The 21,142-nt window shown below is 44.7% G+C and carries 21 protein-coding genes; 12 read left to right on the top strand and 9 right to left on the bottom strand.

From position 1 onward, the window contains the following. Positions 1-8 precede the first annotated feature (8 nt). Positions 9-746, bottom strand: coding sequence for a hypothetical protein (locus ACQG2Q_RS21195; protein WP_000995978.1), 738 nt, complete (start codon positions 744-746; stop codon positions 9-11). Continuing rightward, a complete protein-coding gene (gene mobI, locus ACQG2Q_RS21190) occupies positions 743-1,228 on the bottom strand; it encodes a conjugative transfer protein MobI(A/C) (protein ID WP_000071885.1) in 486 nt (161 codons plus the stop codon). Before mobI ends, ACQG2Q_RS21195 begins: the two co-directional genes overlap by 4 nt. Positions 1,229-1,987: 759 nt before the next feature. Here mobI and ACQG2Q_RS21185 point away from each other — a divergent pair. The 5 genes from ACQG2Q_RS21185 to ACQG2Q_RS21165 all read left to right on the top strand — a co-directional run bounded on the left by ACQG2Q_RS21185 (position 1,988) and on the right by ACQG2Q_RS21165 (position 10,304). Beyond that, positions 1,988-2,788 (top strand): hypothetical protein, encoded by an 801-nt coding sequence (locus tag ACQG2Q_RS21185; protein WP_000004208.1) that lies wholly within the window; start codon positions 1,988-1,990, stop codon positions 2,786-2,788. Between the two features lies 1 nt (position 2,789). Further along, positions 2,790-3,302, top strand: coding sequence for a hypothetical protein (locus ACQG2Q_RS21180; RefSeq protein WP_001140952.1), 513 nt, complete (start codon positions 2,790-2,792; stop codon positions 3,300-3,302). Positions 3,303-3,893: 591 nt separating this feature from the next. Continuing rightward, on the top strand, positions 3,894-4,940 hold the full coding sequence (locus tag ACQG2Q_RS21175) for a thioredoxin family protein (protein WP_000196727.1): 1,047 nt from the start codon (positions 3,894-3,896) through the stop codon (positions 4,938-4,940). Next, entirely contained in the window at positions 4,930-6,345 is a 1,416-nt protein-coding gene (trhH, locus tag ACQG2Q_RS21170; protein WP_001257292.1) for an IncHI-type conjugal transfer protein TrhH, read from the top strand. Before ACQG2Q_RS21175 ends, trhH begins: the two co-directional genes overlap by 11 nt. An 8-nt stretch (positions 6,346-6,353) precedes the next feature. Further along, positions 6,354-10,304, top strand: a complete 3,951-nt coding sequence (locus ACQG2Q_RS21165) for a conjugal transfer protein TraG N-terminal domain-containing protein (RefSeq protein WP_000386160.1) — start codon at positions 6,354-6,356, stop codon at positions 10,302-10,304. 122 nt (positions 10,305-10,426) lie between these two features. Here ACQG2Q_RS21165 and ACQG2Q_RS21160 read toward each other — a convergent pair whose 3' ends face one another. From ACQG2Q_RS21160 to ACQG2Q_RS21145, 4 genes are all read right to left on the bottom strand, one after another. Next, positions 10,427-10,933, bottom strand: a complete 507-nt coding sequence (locus tag ACQG2Q_RS21160) for a YrhA family protein (protein ID WP_000654195.1) — start codon at positions 10,931-10,933, stop codon at positions 10,427-10,429. Between the two features lie 9 nt (positions 10,934-10,942). Further along, entirely contained in the window at positions 10,943-12,004 is a 1,062-nt protein-coding gene (locus ACQG2Q_RS21155; RefSeq protein WP_000902297.1) for an HNH endonuclease signature motif containing protein, read from the bottom strand. A gap of 123 nt (positions 12,005-12,127) precedes the next feature. Beyond that, the gene (locus ACQG2Q_RS21150) at positions 12,128-12,685 is read right to left on the bottom strand and encodes an HAD domain-containing protein (RefSeq protein WP_001371950.1); all 558 of its coding nucleotides are present in this window, start codon (positions 12,683-12,685) and stop codon (positions 12,128-12,130) included. Positions 12,686-12,767: 82 nt separating this feature from the next. Continuing rightward, positions 12,768-13,307 carry a lytic transglycosylase domain-containing protein gene (locus ACQG2Q_RS21145; RefSeq protein ID WP_000494968.1) on the bottom strand — a complete coding sequence of 180 codons (540 nt, stop codon included), beginning with the start codon at positions 13,305-13,307 and terminating at the stop codon, positions 12,768-12,770. A gap of 147 nt (positions 13,308-13,454) precedes the next feature. Here ACQG2Q_RS21145 and ACQG2Q_RS21140 point away from each other — a divergent pair, with 147 nt between their 5' ends. The 3 genes from ACQG2Q_RS21140 (at position 13,455) to ACQG2Q_RS21130 (ending at position 15,077) form a co-directional block, all read left to right on the top strand. After that, positions 13,455-14,204, top strand: coding sequence for a thioredoxin fold domain-containing protein (locus ACQG2Q_RS21140; RefSeq protein ID WP_000720274.1), 750 nt, complete (start codon positions 13,455-13,457; stop codon positions 14,202-14,204). Positions 14,205-14,228: 24 nt separating this feature from the next. Then, positions 14,229-14,621, top strand: coding sequence for a hypothetical protein (locus tag ACQG2Q_RS21135; protein WP_000843243.1), 393 nt, complete (start codon positions 14,229-14,231; stop codon positions 14,619-14,621). A 195-nt stretch (positions 14,622-14,816) separates the two neighbouring features. Then, positions 14,817-15,077, top strand: a complete 261-nt coding sequence (locus tag ACQG2Q_RS21130; protein WP_001439466.1) for a hypothetical protein — start codon at positions 14,817-14,819, stop codon at positions 15,075-15,077. A 59-nt stretch (positions 15,078-15,136) separates the two neighbouring features. On the opposite strand, the gene ACQG2Q_RS21125 is transcribed toward ACQG2Q_RS21130, so the two are convergent. Beyond that, positions 15,137-15,592: a hypothetical protein gene (locus tag ACQG2Q_RS21125; protein ID WP_223230168.1), complete on the bottom strand. Its 456-nt coding sequence runs from the start codon at positions 15,590-15,592 to the stop codon at positions 15,137-15,139. Positions 15,593-15,854: 262 nt separating this feature from the next. On the opposite strand from ACQG2Q_RS21125, the gene ACQG2Q_RS21120 reads away from it, so the two are divergent. Continuing rightward, entirely contained in the window at positions 15,855-16,664 is an 810-nt protein-coding gene (locus tag ACQG2Q_RS21120; protein WP_000031378.1) for a DsbA family protein, read from the top strand. Between the two features lie 45 nt (positions 16,665-16,709). On the opposite strand, the gene umuC is transcribed toward ACQG2Q_RS21120, so the two are convergent. Beyond that, on the bottom strand, positions 16,710-17,963 hold the full coding sequence (umuC, locus tag ACQG2Q_RS21115) for a translesion error-prone DNA polymerase V subunit UmuC (protein WP_001371894.1): 1,254 nt from the start codon (positions 17,961-17,963) through the stop codon (positions 16,710-16,712). After that, the gene (gene umuD / locus ACQG2Q_RS21110) at positions 17,953-18,387 is read right to left on the bottom strand and encodes a translesion error-prone DNA polymerase V autoproteolytic subunit (RefSeq protein WP_000111290.1); all 435 of its coding nucleotides are present in this window, start codon (positions 18,385-18,387) and stop codon (positions 17,953-17,955) included. Before umuD ends, umuC begins: the two co-directional genes overlap by 11 nt. Positions 18,388-18,487: 100 nt before the next feature. On the opposite strand from umuD, the gene ACQG2Q_RS21105 reads away from it, so the two are divergent. The 3 genes from ACQG2Q_RS21105 (at position 18,488) to ACQG2Q_RS21095 (ending at position 21,020) form a co-directional block, all read left to right on the top strand. Further along, positions 18,488-19,708: an ISL3-like element ISKox3 family transposase gene (locus ACQG2Q_RS21105; RefSeq protein ID WP_000343760.1), complete on the top strand. Its 1,221-nt coding sequence runs from the start codon at positions 18,488-18,490 to the stop codon at positions 19,706-19,708. Positions 19,709-19,904: 196 nt separating this feature from the next. Further along, a complete protein-coding gene (locus tag ACQG2Q_RS21100) occupies positions 19,905-20,513 on the top strand; it encodes a hypothetical protein (RefSeq protein ID WP_000926374.1) in 609 nt (202 codons plus the stop codon). A gap of 153 nt (positions 20,514-20,666) precedes the next feature. After that, on the top strand, positions 20,667-21,020 hold the full coding sequence (locus ACQG2Q_RS21095; RefSeq protein WP_000769182.1) for a hypothetical protein: 354 nt from the start codon (positions 20,667-20,669) through the stop codon (positions 21,018-21,020). Positions 21,021-21,142 lie beyond the last annotated feature (122 nt).

Below are 21,142 nucleotides of genomic sequence, written 5' to 3'. Positions count from 1 at the left end.
ATCATACCTTATCGACGTTTGCCTGACAGTTCGGCTGCAATGTATGCCTGCACACTTTTATATTGCATTACTTTGGTGATGAACTCTGCTGGACTGTATGGCCCATCCTTACGGCGAGAAACATTCAGAGTCTTTTTCACATTCTCAACATATAAATTAATACTCTTTATAATGTTGTGAGACATAACCGGATAGTCGCTTACAGCCAGTAAACCCAATGAGTTGTACTCATACATTGTGTTCATGAGCTGGTTCATCTCGAAGATGTACTTGTAAAACCTCATGGTGTTGTGGTTATTGAAGTTGAGTTGTACTGGTTCAAAACTGAAAGGTACAAACTGAGTTGATGACATGAATGAGTCATTCTTGTCGAACTCAATTGACTTAATATAAGCAACAAGATTTTCTTTCATCTTATTGTTTTCTTCATGCAGCTCGTTGAACCAATCCTGAATAGCCTGAACAAGGTCAGGATGTTTAACTGCATCAACCGTTTTAAAGAGAGAGGAAATAGCGATACTCACATCATCAAAACCTCTGATGACTGCTCCATTTCTGGCAGTTAAAAACCGGTTAAAGTCTGGGGTGCCGGGGTTAATAATAACTTTGGCCATACCCTGGTGCTCTGGTCTACGTTGAGTAGAAGTTTGAGCGTTTACGCCTTGCTTTTTATTTGAACCTTTTACCATTACATCTTTTGGTTCAATGTTAATACGCTCATTGTCCGTGATAATTGCGTCGTTCATTGTGCCACCTTAGTTTTTGAGTATTGACGGATTTTTCGTCCAAGTTCGATATATGCTGAATGATAGAGCTCAAGCATTTCTCTGTAAGGCTCCAGCAATGCTTCCGTTTCAGAAATCATTTCGTATTCCCAGCTGGCATGGTTTACAAAACAGTTCTTAGAATATTTTCCACTTTTCATTGGTTGCACCCGTTTTGACATGTGGCTAGGCGCTCTTGTTTTATAAGGGCTGAACTGATGCCAAGTGATCGTTACTTTTCTGGCATTACCAATTAGCTCAACTTTTGGTGCGTAAGAACCCAGGTACTCCCTCTTTGGAACTTTGCTATGTCGGGTAAGGTTAATCTCTTGGTGGTTTCGTTCCTTCCACTTGATCCAGTATTTTGTAATGAGATCTTCAGCCTCAACACGCAAACCTTCAATCTGAGCACGTAAATTTTTACGTGTTAGCTCTATAGAACTTATAAGATTTGAATTACTCATGACGCCTCCTGATGTGAAATTACTATACCGGAGGAAATTTCCGTTTTTTTTCACGAACAGAAGATTTTTGAATGCTCTTTGATGAGGGAATTGAACAGATGTAATGCACTCGCTGTTTCCCCCATTCGGGAGGGGCCTTCAGAAACAGTAACAGCGAGTTTAGCCTCACTTCCATCGCTACCCCCTAAAGTTACTTTTGACAGAATGACCATTGTGGATTATTGCTTTTGATAATGTGCATTGCTCTATTAAAGTTATACATATATCTAGTGCCACTTTTCCAAAAAAAATGACCCTATGGAACTTTGTCCATAGTGACACTTTTATAAAAAGTGACCCTATGACGACATTACATAGGGTCACTTTTCAAACATAAGTGACCCTATGTGAGGCATTCATAGGGTCACTTTTCTTTGTTTAGTGATCCTATGTAAGCATGAGGTTGATGAAAAGTAAAAATGTCAGTTTATGACGGTCAGTGAAAGACGTCGTTATTCTAATCCAACGTTGGGAGGGGCTGGATTTAGGTTTTTTTTTAATCGCTTCACATTTCGTTAGCATGCGCAGGAATTTTTGATAAAATTCTGGTTAGTTTGGTTAAAAAGTGTTACAAGTAAGCGGTGTGGTTGAAGGGATAGATTTAAGGCTTATTCAAGCCTTAAGAAAATACTAAAAGTTACTTTTCACCCTACCGAACACCTAACAAAAAATCCATGTTGAAGATTTGAACAATTGTAATGGCGCAAGGACAATCAGCACATGTCAGAATCTGATAATTTAACTCGTAGCTTACTCGGTAAACTTTTCCGCACTGAGATTTCGCTTATTCGTAGTTACCGTGCATTTTTAATGTTATTGCCTGTGCATGGATCTTCTGCATATCAAACTGGGACTCCTCTTCTCCAGCGTCGCCTATTTGGGAAAGGATTTAGTACAGCCGCTGATTTAGCTTTTGAAGTGGAAACACGTCCAGGTAGTTTTTTGGTTCCGCGTACACTCGGAAAGGAAATTACATGGGAGAGGTTTTTTTCTGCGGTCTTGGACGGTGATTCCAATGTAATTCGTGAATATGATACAAATGATATTGACTATGGTATTTACGATGCCGGTGAAAAAGTGACTTTTCTGAATGGTACAGTGGATATCTATAATCCCAAGAAGATTCATGAGTTGCGTTCTAAATGTGTTGATATACAGAATGACTACTTTATGCAGGTGTTCTTTATCTCAATGCTCGCACCAGAGTTTGTAAGTATTTTCTTTGGTTTAAAACCAACTACAGCTGATGCTATTAAAGACATTGGTTATTCATCGTTAAAAACAATTAACGATGTCGTTCTTTTCCCACGTACAATTGCTTTCTCACAAGGGCATATTGAAGAGAGTGTTTCACTTAAAACGAAAGTTTTTGCCTGGGCTTATGAATTGTCTGCTGACATCCGGTTAGGAAAAGTTAGTGATGATTTGATGGAACTATTACGTTATGACACTATGTTCACCAGTCACCGTCAGGATGTGTTCAACACTTTAACAAATAAAGTTATGTTAAAGGATTATTGATATGGCAAAGGTCGATCAAACAAAAGCTAATGCTCTATTGCGAGCAGCAAGAACTATGTCGCTTGGGGCAAATAAAAATACAATACGAATTTTGTACGGTAATCATGTTGCTGAAAATATCGATTTTGAGCCTGGTGCAAAAACAAAACTCAAAAAAGGTATCCGGGGCTGGAGCAAACGCACAGATAACCGCCGAGCCTTTTCTGCTGTTATTGATGTCGCAGTTAACTATTTTGGTTTTGATCCAATAAATCCGGAAGCGAGTTTTCGGCAAATTGACTTCAACCGAATAATGAGTGTCCTTCATAATCTGGGATACTTTGTATGCGCACCGGAAGTTAATAAAATAATAGAAATCCTTACTTCTATGAAAGAAATTGAAGAACTAGGTGCCTGCGAAAAATGTAAACGCCCATACATTGTGCCAGTGACAAATGATGCTCATTGTCCACGTTGCAGATTATCTTCAACTGCTTCAGCCATAGAGAGGTATTCTCAAGAAGAATTAGATTAAATTTAAAAAAGATATCGCGAAACTTGCCTTGTCTGAATCTAAATATTGACTTAAGTCAAATTCTGTTGTTTGCTTTACAATCAAATATTAGTTACAACTTAAATATCAACTCTTGACAAGTAAAGATATAATTTGATTTTTCTTTATTCAGTTTTTCTTCGTTCCAAAAATGTGCACCTTTTTTTCTGTTGAAAACGTAAAACTACTTAGGTTCTCAAAACCTTCTATGCATGACGACTTCTTAATCGCTTTCAATTAATATATTTTATATTCTTGTCTAAGTTCGCTTCTTTGATCCTTAGCTATTCCTTTTTTGAAATATAGAAACAGCATTACTTGTGATGATTTTTTTCAGCTCTAAATACACCTGTTTTCAAAGCAATATTTGCTTTTAGATATTCGATAAAACCATGTTTTTGTTACACCGGATTTTTGACAACGTGCAAGATGGATGATCTTTCCATCACCGAGACTATCTTCTTAGTCAGCACTCCTTTTCCGTCCTTTTCAACATAAAAACGACCATGCTATACGAGCTCTAACCTTTTTTTTGTATGCCATCATAACCGCATCAGAAAAGGAGAACGGTCTATGACTCGTATTGCATTAGCGCCTTCAAAGATGGTTTTGCTTATGTCTTTGGTAATTACTGGTGCCCACGCCAGCCCTGAGCAACCCCTAATAAAAGATACGCCCTTTGTATCTGGCCAGGCTTATAAGAAGGGTTTCTTCTGGTATGACGATCCTGCTAAAAAAAGCGAAGCTGAAGAAGAAGAGGTTTTGCCACCAACCGGTGCTGCTAGCTCGCCTTCAAAAGAGGAAATGGTAGATTTAAATTCAAAATGGCTAAAAGAGAATATGCCTCGACTGTTAACGCAGGCAATGGATAACCCTACCGCAGAAAATCTATCACGTTATTACACGGCGCAAAGGTTAATGCTGGATATCAGTACGCGTTTTTCTGACAAATCAAAAGATTATTTTCTTAAAAACCCGATGATGTCTGAAAAACGCAGGCAACCAGTGGAAAAGGTGGCACTGGATGCTCACCGCACTGTTGTTGAAAAAAATCAGCAAACGGTAATGAAAGATATCTTTACTAAGTCAGGTTTATTTTTCTTTTTCCAGAGTACTTGCCAGTTTTGCCACGAAGAAAGCCAAATACTTCAATTTATGCAGAACTATTATTCGGTAGATATTCTTCCAATCAGTATGGATGGAAGGCCATTGCATAATGGCCTTTTTCAGGATTTTAACATCCCCAACGCACAAATTATTGATCAATTTAAAATTCGAGAGGTACCTACAATTTTCCTGGTTTCAAAGGATGGGACATCAGCTCAGCGCATTAGTGAAGGCATGATCTCCGCTGATGAATTAAAGAACACTATTATACTTGCCGCGAAGGGCATGAATCTGATCGATGACGCTTCGTTCCAGTCAACTCTAGATATTAAAAGGCAATATACCATCGGCGATGATGGCGTTATTACCGTTAATAAATCCGAAATGGAATCAGACCCATTCCTACTTCAAAAAATAATGGACCAAAAACTCGAAGGCTATGACATGCCTACGGCCGATCCGGTCAATTATCTCAATGCTGGCGGCAGTTTTGGAGGCACTTATGCGCAGTAATGCCGTTTTCAACTTCAAAAAGTTACTTTTGTCTCTTTCTGTTTGTGCTGCAATTTTAGCCCCGACTGCAAATGCAGACAACGCAATGCGTAACATTTTCAATGGCATGATGACGTCTACCAGCCCGGCCACCTTTTCCACAGCAACCCGTACAGGCATAGTTGGCGGGTCAATGTCTTACCGAACAACAAACGTTAATACCAACCTTGTTTCCATGTCGTTTCCAAAAGCTTCTGTCGGTTGTAACGGTATTGACGTTTTTCTTGGGTCCTTCAGCATGATCAACGGGGACCAGCTTGTGCAGGTGGCCCGTGGTATTGCCCAGGGTGCGGCTATCTATGCTTTTAACGTTGCTGTTTCAGCTATTTGTGCTGACTGTGCTGCAACGATTAATGACATCCAAAACAAACTGCAAGCGCTAAATAAATTTGCGAAAGATTCATGCAATGCAACTTACTCTTTCCTTTCTGAAAACGTGGGTACGCCAAGCCAGTTCGCTAACTCAGTTAGCTCTGGACCAGCCTCAATTCTGGGATCGATTAATGGTCTTATTCCTGATTTTGGCTCATCGATGACAAAGTCACCTGAAGCTGTCACTTCTCAGGTTAAAGCAAAGGATCCCGAAGAGTTCGCTGAAAAATTCAGTGGTAACCTCTTCTATATGTCGTTCATGGATATTGATAAGGGAACGATGAACATCGGAGGGGTAACGGAGTTATCCGGTTATAAACTGGCAGAACAACTTATGTCTCTCGTAGGTACTGTCATTATCAACTGGGATAGCAAAGGCGAAAAAGCGGGAATGGAAGTCCGCCCGTCTACCATGACTGTCACGGATTACATCATGGGGCCACCAGCTGGCGGATCAATTAAAATGCTCAAGTGTTCTCCGGCACCAGATCCATCATCCCCACGAAAGGCTCAGTGCCTTGTCATGTCAGAAGTTAATGACGGTGGTTTTAAGGGATTGAAGGATACCATTTCTGATCTTCTTTTAAACGTACAGAAAAAAATCATCAACGACGTTCGTGTTTCAGATGATGAATTACGCATTATCTCCTATATCGGCATCCCGACCATTATCGACTCTTTGCAAACATTCGAAGCACCGGAAGGGTACGCATACATTCAGGACATCAGCACTATTGCTGCGACGAGCCTCGTAATCAACATGTTGCGCCAGGTTGAGGCCAAAATTTCAACCATGAGCATACCGAGTGAGTCGCTGTCGGGTAAAAGGGATGATCTCAACCGATTAACAGACAATCTCTCAAAACAGGTTAAAGCCGCCTATGAGCTATCGCACAGCCAGGTCGGTACCAGCTCGGACGTCATTTCAACCTGGGATAACCGTCGCCTGCAACGGAAGGCTTTCACTGAAAGTATTCGTGGCACACGTAACTGAGGTCTGACATGGATTACAACATATATACCCTGGGTGATATTGATTTTGTCTGGTCGGCTTTTACCGGTATTGCCCTGATCTTTTCTCAATATACTGGTGTAAAAGAGTTCCTGACCACGGCCGCCGTTGTAGCAGGTGTGAGCCTATTCTATAAAACGTGGCTATGGCTTCAGGCTCCGACCAAAAATGAATTACCGTTTTTCTCCTGGTTTTTGGGGTTGATCCTTTTCATGATGGCAATGGTTCGAGTGGATGTAACTATTGAATCTGTAAAGTCGGGAGAGGTCAGAAACGTCGACGGAATTCCAATTTTTATTGCTGCGATGGCAACCGTCACCACTAACTTAAGCCAGGGTTTGCTGAAGGATTATAAAACAGCGTTTGATCCGCTTTCTCCGGTGGACCTGTCTGCAACAACTCTGGACGATGACATCACCCTCGGTCCGATGATCCGATTCGTGAAGTTTTTGCAATGGGGCGGCGATAGCCAGGGCTACTGTTCCGCATTTCCTGAACCGGCCAGCGGGCTAGGGCCAATGAACGTATGTGCTACCGTTCAGTCTCTTGCATACAACTGCCTGAAGGCTACCCAAAACTCAAGCGCAAATATTGCCGGTAAAGAAACTATTTTTAACGATATTTTCTCAGCTAATCTGGCAGATAGCATGGACCGGATTAATCAGGCGATGAAAGGCGCACTGAAGAATGCCTCTGCCAGTATTGTTGGCGCTAACGGTTCAAAATCTGGTACGTGTGATGAGGTCTGGTCAACTGTGAAACAGGTTACCAGTACAGCTGAAGCTCGCCAGACTATTTCCCTTATAGGACAGACAAACGGCATCCTTACTCCAGACGAAGCAAATGGTGCACCTACCGGCGCAAGCTTTACTGATGTTATGGCGTCAGCAAATGGTATGTACGGTAAGGCTATTGGTTCGTATGACGCCACCCTGAACCTGTTCATTATGAATGAGCTCAGAAATGGCGCAAGCAAATATAAGACCCCACTCGGTCTGGCTTCCGATATGCAGTTGTTTGAGGCTTCTCTGAAGCGAACCAACACAATGGCTTCACAGGGCCAGTTGTGGTTACAACTGTCGGGAGCAGCAATCGCATTCCTTGAAATGTTTGCTTATATGGTTGCTCCATTTGCTTTGCTTATGCTGCTGGCGTTAGGTGGTAATGGTGTTGCCGCTGCGGCGAAATATTTGCAACTTATCCTCTTCGTGAATATGTGGCCGCTTACGGCAGTAATGGTCAACGCGTATGTGAAGAAAGTCGCGACGGCCGACTTGGATACCTGGAGCACCCTCAACAGCCAGAATAATGCCGTCACGTGGATGGGACTCCCAGGGCTTGCGGAAACATACAGTTCATACCTGTCTGTTGCTTCCGCCCTCTATGCTCTGATTCCGGTACTCACATTATTCCTGATGACACAGTCGATTCACCCGATGATGAATGCGGTTAAGGGAGTGACCCCCGATGCGCCGGTGGATACTGGTCATGTAACGCCCAAAGTATGGGATGGCCCTAACAGCGGTAAATCTTCATTTGGTGACGTGACACGAACCGCCTTAACCAGTACCGGTCAGGGATACAGCGATGGCGGCGCAGTTGATTCAAGTAATTTCCGTCTTGGAATGTGGAATGCTGGTTCAAGTATCGCTAACAGCCAGGGACAAGGATCAGCTGTAACCTCATCAGTTATGAGTGCGGCAAGTAATTCATTCCAGGCTGGTTACAGTCAGATGAGCGAAATTGGAAGGTCAGGACAGTCGAGCCAGCAGTTCTCAACCAACCTGCAAACAATGAAGCAGATCTCGGATAAGATTGGTGCCTCTGTAGCAGAAGGTATTGCAACGAAACATGGGGTGAGTGCGTCTCAGATGGCCAGCATTGCTTCAAATGTTATTCTCAACGCTGGGCTTAATGGAGGTGTTGGAACTGGCAATGGAGCCGGGCTGAAAGCGGCTGTAGCAGGGCAATTGAGTAGCGGTGCATCTAAGACCAATACAGGCAGTGACTCGCTTTCAAATGACCTTTCAAAAGCAATCACGAATCAGCTTAGCCAGGATTCTGCGTTAACTGACCAGTTCAGTAAAGCGGCGTCTCAGGTAAGCAGCGATCAGATATCCAATACTAATGCGTTTAAAGAAGCATCGTCGAAAATGAACCAGGCGACACAGACGATGGCGCAAAATATTTCTACATCGGTTTCGACTAACGCAAGCTCCAATAGTGGAATGAGCCTTGATTCTAAACAAAGCATTAACCTGGACAGGTTCTCCGATTCTATTCGCAACAAAAACTTCAGTGATGATGATGTAAGGAATTTTGCTCGTAAGAATGGGCTGGATGAGAATGCGTTTATGGAGAAATTCAACTCCTATAACGATACCTTCAAGGCCAGTAATCAGCTTGGATCGCAGCTTCAACGTACTGACGCGCTTGTGGCTGCAACCCGAGATTTCAGTGAGCAAAAAATTGCGATTGATACCGCCCGGGGAGAGACGGCCGAAAGTAATAAACAGGATCTCCGTGAAACCTCCAGCCTGCTTAAAAGTCTGGTTTCCGACTTCGGTGGTAATGCACAGCAGCTGCTACCTATCACCAATCAGCTCGACAGAATTTCAGGTGACGGGTCAGGAATTAATACTATCACTCAGGCACAGGATAGAACTCCTGACAGCGTAAATACGTCTGGCGTGATGAGTGCGTCACGCGTAGGGGAACTGGGTGGAAGTGTAGATTCGCAGGCTAAACTCGGTCTTTCCTCCAACGCTCAGGACGCGACACAGCATGTCCCTGGAAAAAGTGAAGCTGGCTTTACTCCGTATAACCTTGATAACGCGGGCAAAGGCGATATTCAGGGAATACATAACAACAACGTGGGCCGCACTTATTCTGATGAAGAAAGGAATGTGCTTAATTCTCTCGAAAAGAATGGACCTGTACTGAATAATCAGGGTGTAGAGAAAGTCGTCAATTCGGGTCAGGATGTCAGAAATGCAGAAGGCACATTTAACGATCTGGAAAAGGTTGGAGGTCGGGTGGTTGGTGATGGAATGGATCAACGAGCCACTGCTTTGAACAGTATGTATCAGAGCGGGCAAGTTCGTGGCTTATCTAATAACACTGATAACTACTTTAGTCGTGTTGCCAACAACCCGAACTTAAGCCGGGACGATAAGCGAGCTGAATTGGCACAGCAAGCTGTCTTTACCTATGGTGCCAGCACCATGGCTACCGGTGCCGAAAGAGAGCAGCTCAAAGCGGATACCCAGAAGATCCTTAATGAACTGGGTAACTATAACGTTAACTGGAGTATGAATGACGTTAAGAGCATCCATAGCAGTTTCAACACTCATAACAGAGCTGATGGTTCACTTGAGTCAGTCGTACGGGCAAACCTGGGAGAAGGTGGGTCGGGCGGTGGTCTCGTTGGTAACCGCACTCAGACCGTCACAGATCGCTTGGTTGGGGAAAAGATAGAGGCCAACACTGAGCGGGGCGCGATTTCTGGTGCGCTACTCGGGGGCCAGCAATTTGTTTCGGATACGCTAACCAGCGTTGGGGCGAAACCGGTAAATGAGATGCTTACGGGAGCGGGCATCCTTCAAACCCAGACATCGATAGCAAATGATGCCTCTAACCCTGCAAATATGCCTGATTCTCTCCAGGGTAAAGTCCTTAATCACATGCAGATGTCTGATGGCGTCGCAGCTGTAAGTGACCGGTATCAGAGTATTAGCAGCGACGGCGTTTCGACTTATGCGAATGCAGCGCAGAACTCTGAAAGGGCTATCCGGCAGCAATTGACGGATGACCCACGCTTTGGGCCTCAGAAAGCAGATGAATTCATTCAGTACATGAAGTCAGAGCTGAGCAACACAAATGAGCCTTACCAGTCACGTGTCGATAAAGCGGATCAGTGGCTTAATGAAAATAAAAAATAAGGGAGGTTGAATATAACCTCCTGAAATGACTATCAATAGATTGTAAATTACTGCTAAACAATTAAGGCCGCAAAGTATGTGTTTGCGGCCTTTTTTTCAGAAGTACCGCTCTTGCGGAACATTCAACTGACGGTTTGAATCAGTGAAGACAAAAATCTATCAAACTCTGTATGAGATTCAATAACATAATCAGTAGATGCTTTGTCTCTTATCTGAAAGCAGTCGTCTGCAAAACTATAAGCGAAAAGTGACATGCCATCTTCTCCGATTAACACCTTATCAGTGAGATTTGGGTCAACGTAGATTTCATTGTCTCGTGCTTCAAAGTTGCGTATGTAAATATTTGACCACAATAGATTTTCGTTCTCTGCCTGAACAAGGTTATAAAACGTAAGTCCGTTGTACTCAAAACCATCCATAGCATTAAACACTTGGGCATAATCAAGCCTGGTTTTAATGAGTTTCTGTATATCTATATAGGCGCTCTTTTTGTGATCTGCCCACTCCACTGGAGGCGGATTGCAGATTAAGTCTTTCAAGACTTCCGGGGCTACCGGGCTGGCTAAAGGGTAGTGATCTGCAACCATCAACCTCTTTAAGCTGCTGAGTAGTTGAGTTAAATCTTTCATGAGCGCCTCTTACTTTCCTACCGGGTAGATAACACCGTTCGGCGATGGCCATAGAACTTTGGTGCTTGAATTATACGGTAGATCCTTCGTAATGATGGATTGTGCTTTCGACAGTGCTGAATGGTATGGTGAATTCTGAATAAGTACCAGGTTGTCTATAGCGTTTGTGCCACCATCATCAAGAGGGATCTTGTGGTGAACCTGCCACCCAGAGGGGACCTTGCCTGTTGCAAGTTTCATCAAATCGTTAGGTTCAAACGTAGCCAGGGCATCTGGGTGGTCTGAAAGTGATTTAAGGAAGTTAGGGCGTACAGTATTGTTGAATTGTCCACGGAGAGCTAAATATTCAGCTCTGTCTCGGCGCATGTAGTTCAATTCGCTAACATTCATATCATCGAGCAAAACGTGTGCTTTTTTGTACTTGCCGAGATAACTTGTCAATTCATCCGCAGACCTTGGATTTCGGATAACCAGAAGTGAAGCCGCTGCAACCAGCATACCTGAAGTTGTTTCGTTCAATACCTGGTCATAGCCTTCAACAGCTTCGCCGCCAAGTTGTTCAGCCGTATGTCGAAATCCCTCCACATTTCCATTATAAAGCCCGCCAGCTGCGAGAAGACGACCAGCCGCTTTGGAATTAATGGTTTTTGTTGATTGGGCGTGCTGTGCTGGTGTCGTTGATCGAACGTAATACCCCGGGCGTTTCAACTGACGAGAGATGATATCGCGCAGACGGGTAAAGAGGGACAGGGGCAGGTCATTGCGTAGGTTGCCATTTGATATAACCCCCGGCCCGGCATTGCCGGTTATGTCTTTTCTAAGCAGAACGATCTTACCGTATCTGATGTCGTCAAGCGTATCGCGGTAAGCGAGCCAGGGGCGTTGATGGTGGAACTGGTGATACCGGCTGACAAACTGTGTATATCCCTGCGGTAAATTCCATTCCTGAATAATCCGGTTTGGCAGGGCGGTATCTTCGAGGTCATGTACCGCCGTGGCCGGATGTATGATGTGGGGAATATCCTCAAGGTATATGTCATCCAGTGACTTAGCCTGACAGTGATGCAGCATAATGTCCCTTTCTTGTCGAATTCATATGAGACATTATTGCGTATGGTATAAAACAATCAATCCTAAAGTGGATGGGCGTACGAGATCAGCAGTGACAGGGTAAAAGGAAAGTTACTTTGTTCATCAGCGTCCCATGAGCTGATGGTACCTTGCGTTAAGAGCTGCAAGGTCAGATTCGGTGAGGCCCGTGTAATAATCGGTTTTGTGCAAATGCGGATAACCGGCCGGAAATAATGATTCGTCGTCATCAAGGCAGATAAATGCTTTAACTCGATGTGAAAAGACAAAGTCCTCACACTCGGCAGCCCGCACACCAGTCTGTCCGTGTTTTAAATATACCGAACCGGTTGCACCTATGATTTTGTCTCTATAAGGCACCCGGAACAGAGATTTCAGATAACTTGTATTAGCGCACTCACGCCATGAGCTGGAGATAACAATCACCATGGCAGGGCAGTTATCCAGCAATTTCTCTAACAGTGGCATTCGCTCAAAGGTTTCATTTTTACACCTGTGGCAAACCCCATCGAAATCTAAGAAAAGCACGACATGCGAATCAGGGAGAGGGGCCCATAAACCAGCTGTTGTTTCTTCATGAACACATACTTCTTCATGATGAGGGTTTTTCTGGATCAAGAAAGAAGAGAGAATCTTAAATAAATTTCTTGCAGAAGAAGACAATATATTACTCCTGAGTCAGTGTGAAATATTTGTGGTGGTTTACCCAAGCCACTCGATGATCTTCTGTAATATCGGGTTGTATTTATTTAACAACAGGAGTCGGGTTTTGCTCCGGGACATTTTTAGCTATATGGCCATTGTATCGAGGAGGTTGCTGGGTCCATTGATAAAGCTCACCCATCCCGTTACGCTGCTGGATCCGGCGATTGTACTTTACCATGAAGTTAAATATGTACTTTGCACGTACCTTTGGGGTTTTGCTGTTGTAATCTGCAATCCCTTCAAACACATTGCCCTTGCGATCAACAATTTTTCTATAGAGCCACCATGTTCCAACCCAGAAACTTGCGCAAGCATCGTAAGCCAGAACCCGCCACGTTACCGTCGGGAAATGCTTTTTTATTTCAGGTAGATTGGATGAGTTGATCTGCATTGGGCCAATATCATAAGTGCCGTTAGTATTCCTGCTGAAAGTACCAACCTTACCGCCTTCATTGTCAAACAACGTAAAAACCAGTTCAGCATCAATTCCGAAGTAGCGGGCGGCATCCGTAATGCACTGAGTGTAAATCTCATCAGGAACGGGAATAGGTTTCACATCATCTGCTGGTGGTGTAAACACAACGATTTCTCCACTGAATCTACGTTTTATCTATTCTCCCATATATCTATCGACTTTCTTTCGGCTTTACCCGTTGATTTAAGCGTTTAAGCAAAATTCTGGAATTTTGGGGCGTGATAATATTAGTGCTCGATTTAAGGAGCGGAAATGAAAAAAATTATTAAGGCATCGGTATTACTTCTTTCATTAAGTACCGCCTTCACGATGAATGCCGAGCCGGTTAATACAATGGTACTGCCAGATGCAGCCCGGGATAAGCTCAAAGCCATTGGGCTTTCAATCGAGCACGTCGAACCCTCGCCAGTAAAAGATATTTTTACGGTGATTTCCAGGGAGGGGGTAAGTTACGTGAGCAAAGACGGAGATTACATTTTTACCGGAAGCTTATTCCACGTGAAAGGTAAAGATGTGGTAAACACCACTGAGCAGGCCATTTTAATGGGCGTCCGGGAATTCGCATCCAAAACAAAATCCATCGACTACAAATCACCAAACGAAAAATACCGGCTTGCTATCTTTACCGATATAACCTGTGGATACTGCCAAAAACTGCATCATGATCTGAAGTCTTATCTTGATGCCGGTATTTCGATTAAGTTTCTTGCATTCCCACGTGCAGGACTGAACTCGGTAGTAGCCGGGAACATGGCCAAAATCTGGTGTTCAGCAAAGCCAAACGAAGCTCTGGATGCAGCGATGAATCCGGTTTCAACTATCCCGGAAGGACGTCCTGATGAGGCTTGCTTAAACATTATCAAATCGCATTTCCAGGTGGCCTCAACAATCCCGCTGCAAGGTACTCCTACCATGGTGACACTAAGCGGCAAACCGCAGTTATTTACGGGGTGGCTGAGCCCGGAAAACCTGGTGACCCAAATGGGCGCTGCGCAAAAGTAACTTTTCCGACTGTAAGAGGTGTGTATGAAATCTACTTTACTGAGTACGTTAATGCTGGTTGCTGTAGGTGTACAGCCCGTTTTCGCTGCACAATGTCAGTACGGAGCCTGTGGAACGGAAAACGATCCCGGAATCGGATTTCTGATGTCATCGGTACAAATGGATAAAGGTGAACATCTAAAGGAACTCTCTGGTGTTGCGACCACAGGTGACACCATCTCTAAAAAGATGGAAAGCTACCTGGGAAATAAAAAGCTCAAGGTAAACACCGACAGTACCCGCAAGGGGCCGGGTAATACCACCATCAGGCCTACAGATGAGCTCGCCCCAACGAGGCAACTAAAAGTTATCCGGCCCGAACTGGTAAAAAATCCCGATTCGCAGCTCGTGGTAGCTTTCAATGAGCGCCTGGCCTGATTTATTGACTGAGAGCGTCCAGAAGGAAAAAAGATGTCGATACTCAGTAGCTTCGTCATCAGAGCAACGGGGATACCTGACAAAAAGTATCTCCGGGATCCCGTAATAAAACGTTGTTATAAACGTCTGAGTCGTAGGGTGCCTGCTCTAATGACGGGGTGGCTTCTGTGCATTCTGGGTTCAGGGTATGTCAGTATGGCACTGGAACAGCCTGATAGCACTGTATTACTCAGTCTGCTGCTGTTGTATGTTATGTCAGGCATTTTACTGATGCAGTTCCAGTATATGTATTCAGAGCGAAGCATAGGCTACAAGTTCTACCTGGAAGTGCTTATGAATGCAGCTGCCAGTACTCAACATAAAGAACAGTTACAGTATCTGTTCATTAATAAGCCCAATTCCATCACGATGGGCGATCTTTACCGACTTTATGATTTTAATGGGGGAGGGCGATAGCCACGTTAATGTGCGTGTCCAAAAGTCACTTTTGAACATTCTCTTCCCGCCGTCTGCTTTCAGTTCCAGGGGATCACTGCAACATAATTTCCGGAACGCAGCGGCGCATCAAATTTATCAGTAAAGGCGTCGATCATTGCTGAATAAGCAATGCTGTCTGACGGCACAGGTGCATTGCTTTGCATACTCACTTTCAGAACCTGCTTTGCTCCTTTCGCTGACGGGTATACCTCGACATCCAGCTGTCGCATATAGTGCATCTGCGACATCGTCTCAGTGCCTATTACCCCATCGACTGGCTTGTAGTCATAGTCAGTATGCAATTCGCCATGCTTGTCAGTTCTCGTTGTCTTTTTATCTACAACGTAGCCTGTCACCCCAGTAAGAAGCTGCTCGCTATACTGCATGTTCTCCTGTGAGCTGCTGATTCGGAACCTGAGCACATAATCTGGCTGGTGAGTGGAAATAATGACTCCTTTTTTTGCTAATCCATCAGCAAAACGGCCTGAAAACATTCTGGACTGAATACTTTCGTCCGGAGGGACTATCTGAAACCTTTTATTTGTAACAGGACGAGGCATTAGATCGTACGCATCTACCTGGTTTGCGAAATGATATCCGCATCCACTCAAAAGCATTGCGGTTGTGAGTATAAAGCCCTGCCTAATCATCCTTTAATCTCCAAAAAGCATTGTTTCACGAATAATTCCGATTTACCGGGCCAGTATAATCCATCGCAGGTTAATAACTAACAGGCTGAAAAGCATAAAGGTAGCTATGTCTAAAGAATTTTATTTAAAACCGATGGCCACGATTTTAATTTCTGCGGTTATTGCTACCGCTGCCTCGGCGTTAATCACGGCAACTTATTTTAAACCGAAGGTGCTCAGTGAGGAAGAAATTGGCAAAATTGCCGCTACTTACCTGGTAAAAAATCCCCATTATTTAGTGGAAGCAGGTAAGGCGCTGGAAAATCAGAACGTGAGTGCCTCAGTGGAACGAATAATTCCATATGCGCCAGCTCTGCTGGATACCAAGGAGACGCCAAACATCGGCCCTGATGACGCCGACGTCGCGGTAATCGAGTTCTTCGACTATCAGTGTATTTACTGCATGCGGGTTACACCTGTTGTTGAATCGGTAATGAATCAGAGCAAAGATGTAAAATTCTTCTTTAAAGAATTCCCGATTTTTGCCGGTTCAAAACCTGTATCTGCCATGGGGGCCGCTACGGGTCTGCACGTCTATCAGAATTTCGGTGCTGAAGCCTATCGTAAGTACCACAACAACCTGATGGCTGTGGCTCATACCTTCATGACCTCTCAACGCAAATTCGAACTCACTGACTTTAATACTGTGGTGGAAAAGTCAGGGTTTAACAGCACGTTTTCTGACAGGGAAAAAAACCGGTATGAAAACGTGATCTCCGGCAATATGCAGCTGGGCGAAGCGCTCGGGATCACCGGCACACCCGGTTTCATCATTATGAATATGAAAAAGCCGAATGCGGCGACTACCACATTTATCCCCGGGGCTATGGACGCAGCAACTTTGCAGGGCGCAATCGAAAAAGCTCGCGGGGCCTAAAGTTACTTTCACATTTGATGAGTACGGCCATGCCGGTCATGGCCGCTACGCTTTTACAACGAGTAATTCATCCCAGCGGGTCGTATATCTCGGTGATAGCATGGCCTGCTTCATACGAAAATCCTGTTGAATGCCTTCCCCCAGTAAAAACAGAGCTCCGCGCTTTTCTTTATTGAACCGGTCCATAACTTTCATCAGTGCCTGACTGCCAGGCCTGGCCGGGCGAGTATCAAACAGGCTGAGTTGCTCTGTGCCGTCAGTCATAGCGGAGAGCATTACCCCTGCTTTCGCATACGCTATCCCGGGTCTGTAAATGCGGTTCAGGATGGTCATGGCTGCATCAACCAGATCGCGGGTGTCCTGTGTAGCGGTAAGCGGCTCGATACCACAATTGCTGTAGCGGTTTTCACCTTGCGCATAATTGCTACTCTGAATGAAGACTGTGATTTGACGGGTCCACGAGCCATCCTTGCGCAGCTGCTCTGCCGCCCGGGCGGTAAAAAATGAAACTGCCTCATGTAGCTTGCCTATCTCATTAAGGCGCTGACCAAAACTTCTGGAAACGATAATCTGTTGCCTGACAGGAGGAGACTCGTGCAGCCGGAAACATGGTTCGCCATGCAGTTCCCGCCAGGTACGCTCGATTTCAACGCCAAAGCTTTTACGTAAAAAGCGAACGTCGCTATTATAAAAATCACCGGCAGTGATGATCCCGAAAGCCGACAGGCGTTCACTAATCTTTCGACCAATACCCCATATTTCTCTGGTACTGATCAGGCTCAGGAGCTTCCTGATCCTGGCCTGATCAGTCAAAACTACAACCCCGCCTGTAGCTGCCCATCGTTTGCTCGCATAGGTGCATAATTTAGCGAGGGTTTTGGTGCTTGAACAACCCACACCACAGGTAAGGGACAGATTATGAAGAAGTGTACTTCTGATCAACCGGCCGTAATCTTCATAATCTATTATCTTGTTCATGTTTTTCAATAACATGAAATTTTCATCTATGCTATATCGACTCGATTGAGGCGCGAAGCTTTCCAGCGTTTCATGGAAGCGATTTGAGTAGTCTTCATACAAAGTAAAGTTAGAGCTCCTGACTTCGATCCGGTGTTGCTGAATCAAATCCCTGCACTTAAAAATTGGGGTCCCACGCTTAATACCAACGCTTTTAGCCAGTTTATTCATTGCAATGACGGACGAATCGTTATTGCTGGCTATGATGAGCGGCTTTTTTGACAGCTTGGGATCCATCGCACACTCAAATGCCGCATAGGCTCCGTTAATATCAACGTGCATGTACATGGCTGAACTGATTCAGTGCAAAGGTGACGACGCCCCATATCTCAAGGGATTCAGGATTTACACGTATCGGCTTATAGGCTGGATTAGAAGGCATCAAAAGCAGCTCAGGATACGTGTGTAAGATCTTTACCGTAAACTCTCCATCCACCAGCGCAACGACGATAGAGCCGTGTCGTGCTGTTAAAGACCGATCCACAACCAGTATTGCTCCATCATTGATACCGGCATTGATCATACTGAGGCCCGCCGCCCTGACAAAGAAGGTTGAGGGGCGGTTGCGGACTACATATTCATGCAAATTTAATTCATTATCTTCATGCCCGGCGCACGGACTCATCACTCCACAGCTTAGTAAATCACTGAAAAAAGGTGCCATTTCGTAAGGCTTGTTGCTAATGTGCTCAAGGATAACAGACATAGCTACACTCGAATTCTTGTACTGTATGTATAAGGGTCTTCCCTTGTTGTGGTGGCTGAAGGCATGATAATGGTGTATTTAATCGCCAGAGGTCACCGCCATGGACGAAAAGTCCCTCTACGCTCATATTCTCAACCTGTCCGATCCGTGGCAGGTAAAGTCCCTTTCTCTCGATGAAAATGCCGGTTCTGTTACTGTCACTATTGAGATCGCTGAAAACACCCGGCTAGCCTGTCCGACCTGCGGTAAATCCTGTTCTGTTCACGATCACCGTCATCGTAAATGGCGCCATCTTGATACCTGCCAGTTCACCACTATTGTTGAAGCCGATGTTCCACGAATTATGTGTCCGGAGCATGGCTGCCTGACGTTGCCTGTTCCGTGGGCTGGCCCCGGAAGCCGGTATACGTTGCTATTCGAATCGTTCGTTCTCTCATGGCTGAAAATCAGCACCGTTGATGCTGTCAGGAAGCAACTTAAGCTCAGTTGGAATGCGGTTGACGGCATTATGACCCGGGCAGTTAAGCGAGGTCTTGCCCGGATAAAAAAGCCATTATCCGCCCGTCATATGAATGTGGATGAGGTCGCCTTTAAAAAAGGACATCGTTACATAACGGTGATCTCCGATCGCGATGGTCGGGCGCTGGCCTTAACGGATGATCGCGGCACAGAGAGTCTTGCCGGCTATCTTCGCACGCTCACTGATGGGCAGTTGCTGGCTATCAAAACGCTCTCAATGGACATGAACGCGGGCTATATAAGAGCAGCGCGTATCCACTTACCCAGTGCGGTTGAGAAAATCGCCTTTGACCGCTTCCATGTGGCGAAGCAACTGGGCGAGGTAGTTGATAAAACCCGTCAGAATGAACATCCGCACCTCCCTGTTGAAAGCCGACACCAGGCAAAAGGAACCCGCTTCCTGTGGCAGTACAGCGATAAGTGGATGACCGAATCCCGGCAGGAAAAGCTGATGTGGCTGCGTGCACAGATGAAGCTGACGAGCCAGTGCTGGGCGCTGAAAGAGCTGGCAAAGGATATCTGGAACAGGCCATGGAGCGAGGAAAGACGGAGTGACTGGCAGAGATGGTTGGCGCTGGCGGCTAACAGTGACGTTCCCATGATGAAAAATGCCGCGAAAACGATAGGAAAAAGGCTGTACGGGATCCTGAATGCGATGCGACACAGTGTCTCAAACGGAAATGCGGAGGCACTTAACAGCAAGATCAGGCTGCTGAGGATAAAAGCCAGGGGATACCGAAACCGGGAGCGCTTTAAACTGGGGGTGATGTTCCACTACGGAAAGCTGAATATGGCGTTCTGAGCCTTCCCACCATGATCGGGGAAGACCCATGTATAAACAGTATTGCGAGTTGAAGAGAAAAGATCAAATCTCTCCGGTAACGCTATCAAGCCTGACGAAAAATTAAGCTTTATCATAAACATCAAAAACCATCTTTTACCGATAATGGCGAGCTGGCCTACGAAGAAGGTATACAAGCTAGGATGAAAGGATTCTGATGCTCCTCCCACCAAATTTTTTATCTCCTGAAGACCAGGCTGAGTACGATGCTTATATGGCAAGGTTCAGCGAGGTAAATCACTATTATGAGCATTGCACTGTCCCCGTGATTGACTGGTTTTTTAAACAAGCAACCGAGGCGCTGCATCATGGTCTATGGTTACCGGCCTGTACGAGCTTTCTGAATGGGATCGAAACATCACTCAGGGTTACGCTGAAGTTGAAATCAACTGTTAACGTTCAGCAGTCAGTTCCTGTACTGGTGGACTTAGATGGTACGTCAGTAATGAGTAACGCTTTAATGCGAAAGGCTAAGCAGGAAGGGATGCCGATAGAATTACTGTCATTTCCAGCCGAGAAGAATATGTTGGCAAAGATAGACGCTGGTAAAAAACCTGAAGCAGATATCGTCAGGCTTAGAAATAGTCTATGCCATGGCAACATTCTGGAGTTCATTATGAGTGTTAAAGTCGGTTCTCCAGATCCCATACGAATTTTTACTCCTGGTAACTGCTGTGGTTTAGCGCTTTTACTTTCGGCCTTATCGAAGAAATGGACGGTAGGCTTGCATCAATACTGGATCGACAACAATCTGACGTCCTGCTGAAACCTCATAAATCATGCCTACTAAAGTCACGTGCAAAAAAACGTTGTAGCATGATATGTTTAAAGTCAAAACAGTGGGTTCTATGTTTTGACGGCAAACATGATATAACTAATACTTCATAAGTAGATATCAATAGTCATAATGGAGTGAACTATGAAATTAAAAAATATTCTGCTGTGTGCGATGATGTCAGTCGCTTTTGGCTCCTCTGCTAATACTACACATAAAGTTGAAAACGAACCTATCCCAAACATTATTCTTGATGGTAAGGTTGATGATATTTGTAAAGATGCAAGCATCCGAACTGAACTTAATCATGATAAAGCAAAGGAACTGGTAACCACCAACCTGAAGCAGGCATTACCATTAAATACGGTACCGGATAAGTTGGATGAAGTTGCAGAAGCCTTTGTAAACCGCGACAAAGGCGCTTCAGAAACAGCAGACCATTGCCTTGTTAATGTACGTAATAAATACTGGGAAATGTATCCCTCTGAAGATAAGTAGCATTTATTATTAAAGGCTTCACTTAAGAAGCCTTTTTTAACCCTTTGCGAAACCTGCTTTAAAAGCAATGCGCTATTCATATCTAAGAATCTATTTAATTAATGAATAATAGTGGACGGATT

The organism is Enterobacter cloacae complex sp. 370H10 (genome assembly GCF_050031535.1).
GTDB classification, from domain to species: Bacteria; Pseudomonadota; Gammaproteobacteria; order Enterobacterales; family Enterobacteriaceae; genus Enterobacter; species Enterobacter intestinihominis.
The sequence above is the reverse complement of the archived record's forward strand: the minus strand, read 5'-3'. Positions and strand labels throughout refer to the sequence as shown.

Coding starts and splice junctions, on each gene's coding strand:
- ACQG2Q_RS21155 (WP_000902297.1), bottom strand. CDS start 12,004: ATGCTGCATCACTGTCAGGCTAAGTCACTGGATGACATATACCTTGAG.
- ACQG2Q_RS21100 (WP_000926374.1), top strand. CDS start 19,905: ATGCTCCTCCCACCAAATTTTTTATCTCCTGAAGACCAGGCTGAGTAC.
- ACQG2Q_RS21140 (WP_000720274.1), top strand. CDS start 13,455: ATGAAAAAAATTATTAAGGCATCGGTATTACTTCTTTCATTAAGTACC.
- ACQG2Q_RS21105 (WP_000343760.1), top strand. CDS start 18,488: ATGGACGAAAAGTCCCTCTACGCTCATATTCTCAACCTGTCCGATCCG.
- ACQG2Q_RS21095 (WP_000769182.1), top strand. CDS start 20,667: ATGAAATTAAAAAATATTCTGCTGTGTGCGATGATGTCAGTCGCTTTT.
- ACQG2Q_RS21125 (WP_223230168.1), bottom strand. CDS start 15,592: ATGTTTTCAGGCCGTTTTGCTGATGGATTAGCAAAAAAAGGAGTCATT.
- ACQG2Q_RS21195 (WP_000995978.1), bottom strand. CDS start 746: ATGAACGACGCAATTATCACGGACAATGAGCGTATTAACATTGAACCA.
- mobI (WP_000071885.1), bottom strand. CDS start 1,228: ATGAGTAATTCAAATCTTATAAGTTCTATAGAGCTAACACGTAAAAAT.
- ACQG2Q_RS21135 (WP_000843243.1), top strand. CDS start 14,229: ATGAAATCTACTTTACTGAGTACGTTAATGCTGGTTGCTGTAGGTGTA.
- ACQG2Q_RS21175 (WP_000196727.1), top strand. CDS start 3,894: ATGACTCGTATTGCATTAGCGCCTTCAAAGATGGTTTTGCTTATGTCT.
- ACQG2Q_RS21165 (WP_000386160.1), top strand. CDS start 6,354: ATGGATTACAACATATATACCCTGGGTGATATTGATTTTGTCTGGTCG.
- umuD (WP_000111290.1), bottom strand. CDS start 18,387: ATGTCTGTTATCCTTGAGCACATTAGCAACAAGCCTTACGAAATGGCA.
- umuC (WP_001371894.1), bottom strand. CDS start 17,963: ATGCACGTTGATATTAACGGAGCCTATGCGGCATTTGAGTGTGCGATG.
- ACQG2Q_RS21130 (WP_001439466.1), top strand. CDS start 14,817: ATGGCACTGGAACAGCCTGATAGCACTGTATTACTCAGTCTGCTGCTG.
- ACQG2Q_RS21180 (WP_001140952.1), top strand. CDS start 2,790: ATGGCAAAGGTCGATCAAACAAAAGCTAATGCTCTATTGCGAGCAGCA.
- ACQG2Q_RS21120 (WP_000031378.1), top strand. CDS start 15,855: ATGTCTAAAGAATTTTATTTAAAACCGATGGCCACGATTTTAATTTCT.
- ACQG2Q_RS21185 (WP_000004208.1), top strand. CDS start 1,988: ATGTCAGAATCTGATAATTTAACTCGTAGCTTACTCGGTAAACTTTTC.
- ACQG2Q_RS21160 (WP_000654195.1), bottom strand. CDS start 10,933: ATGAAAGATTTAACTCAACTACTCAGCAGCTTAAAGAGGTTGATGGTT.
- trhH (WP_001257292.1), top strand. CDS start 4,930: ATGCGCAGTAATGCCGTTTTCAACTTCAAAAAGTTACTTTTGTCTCTT.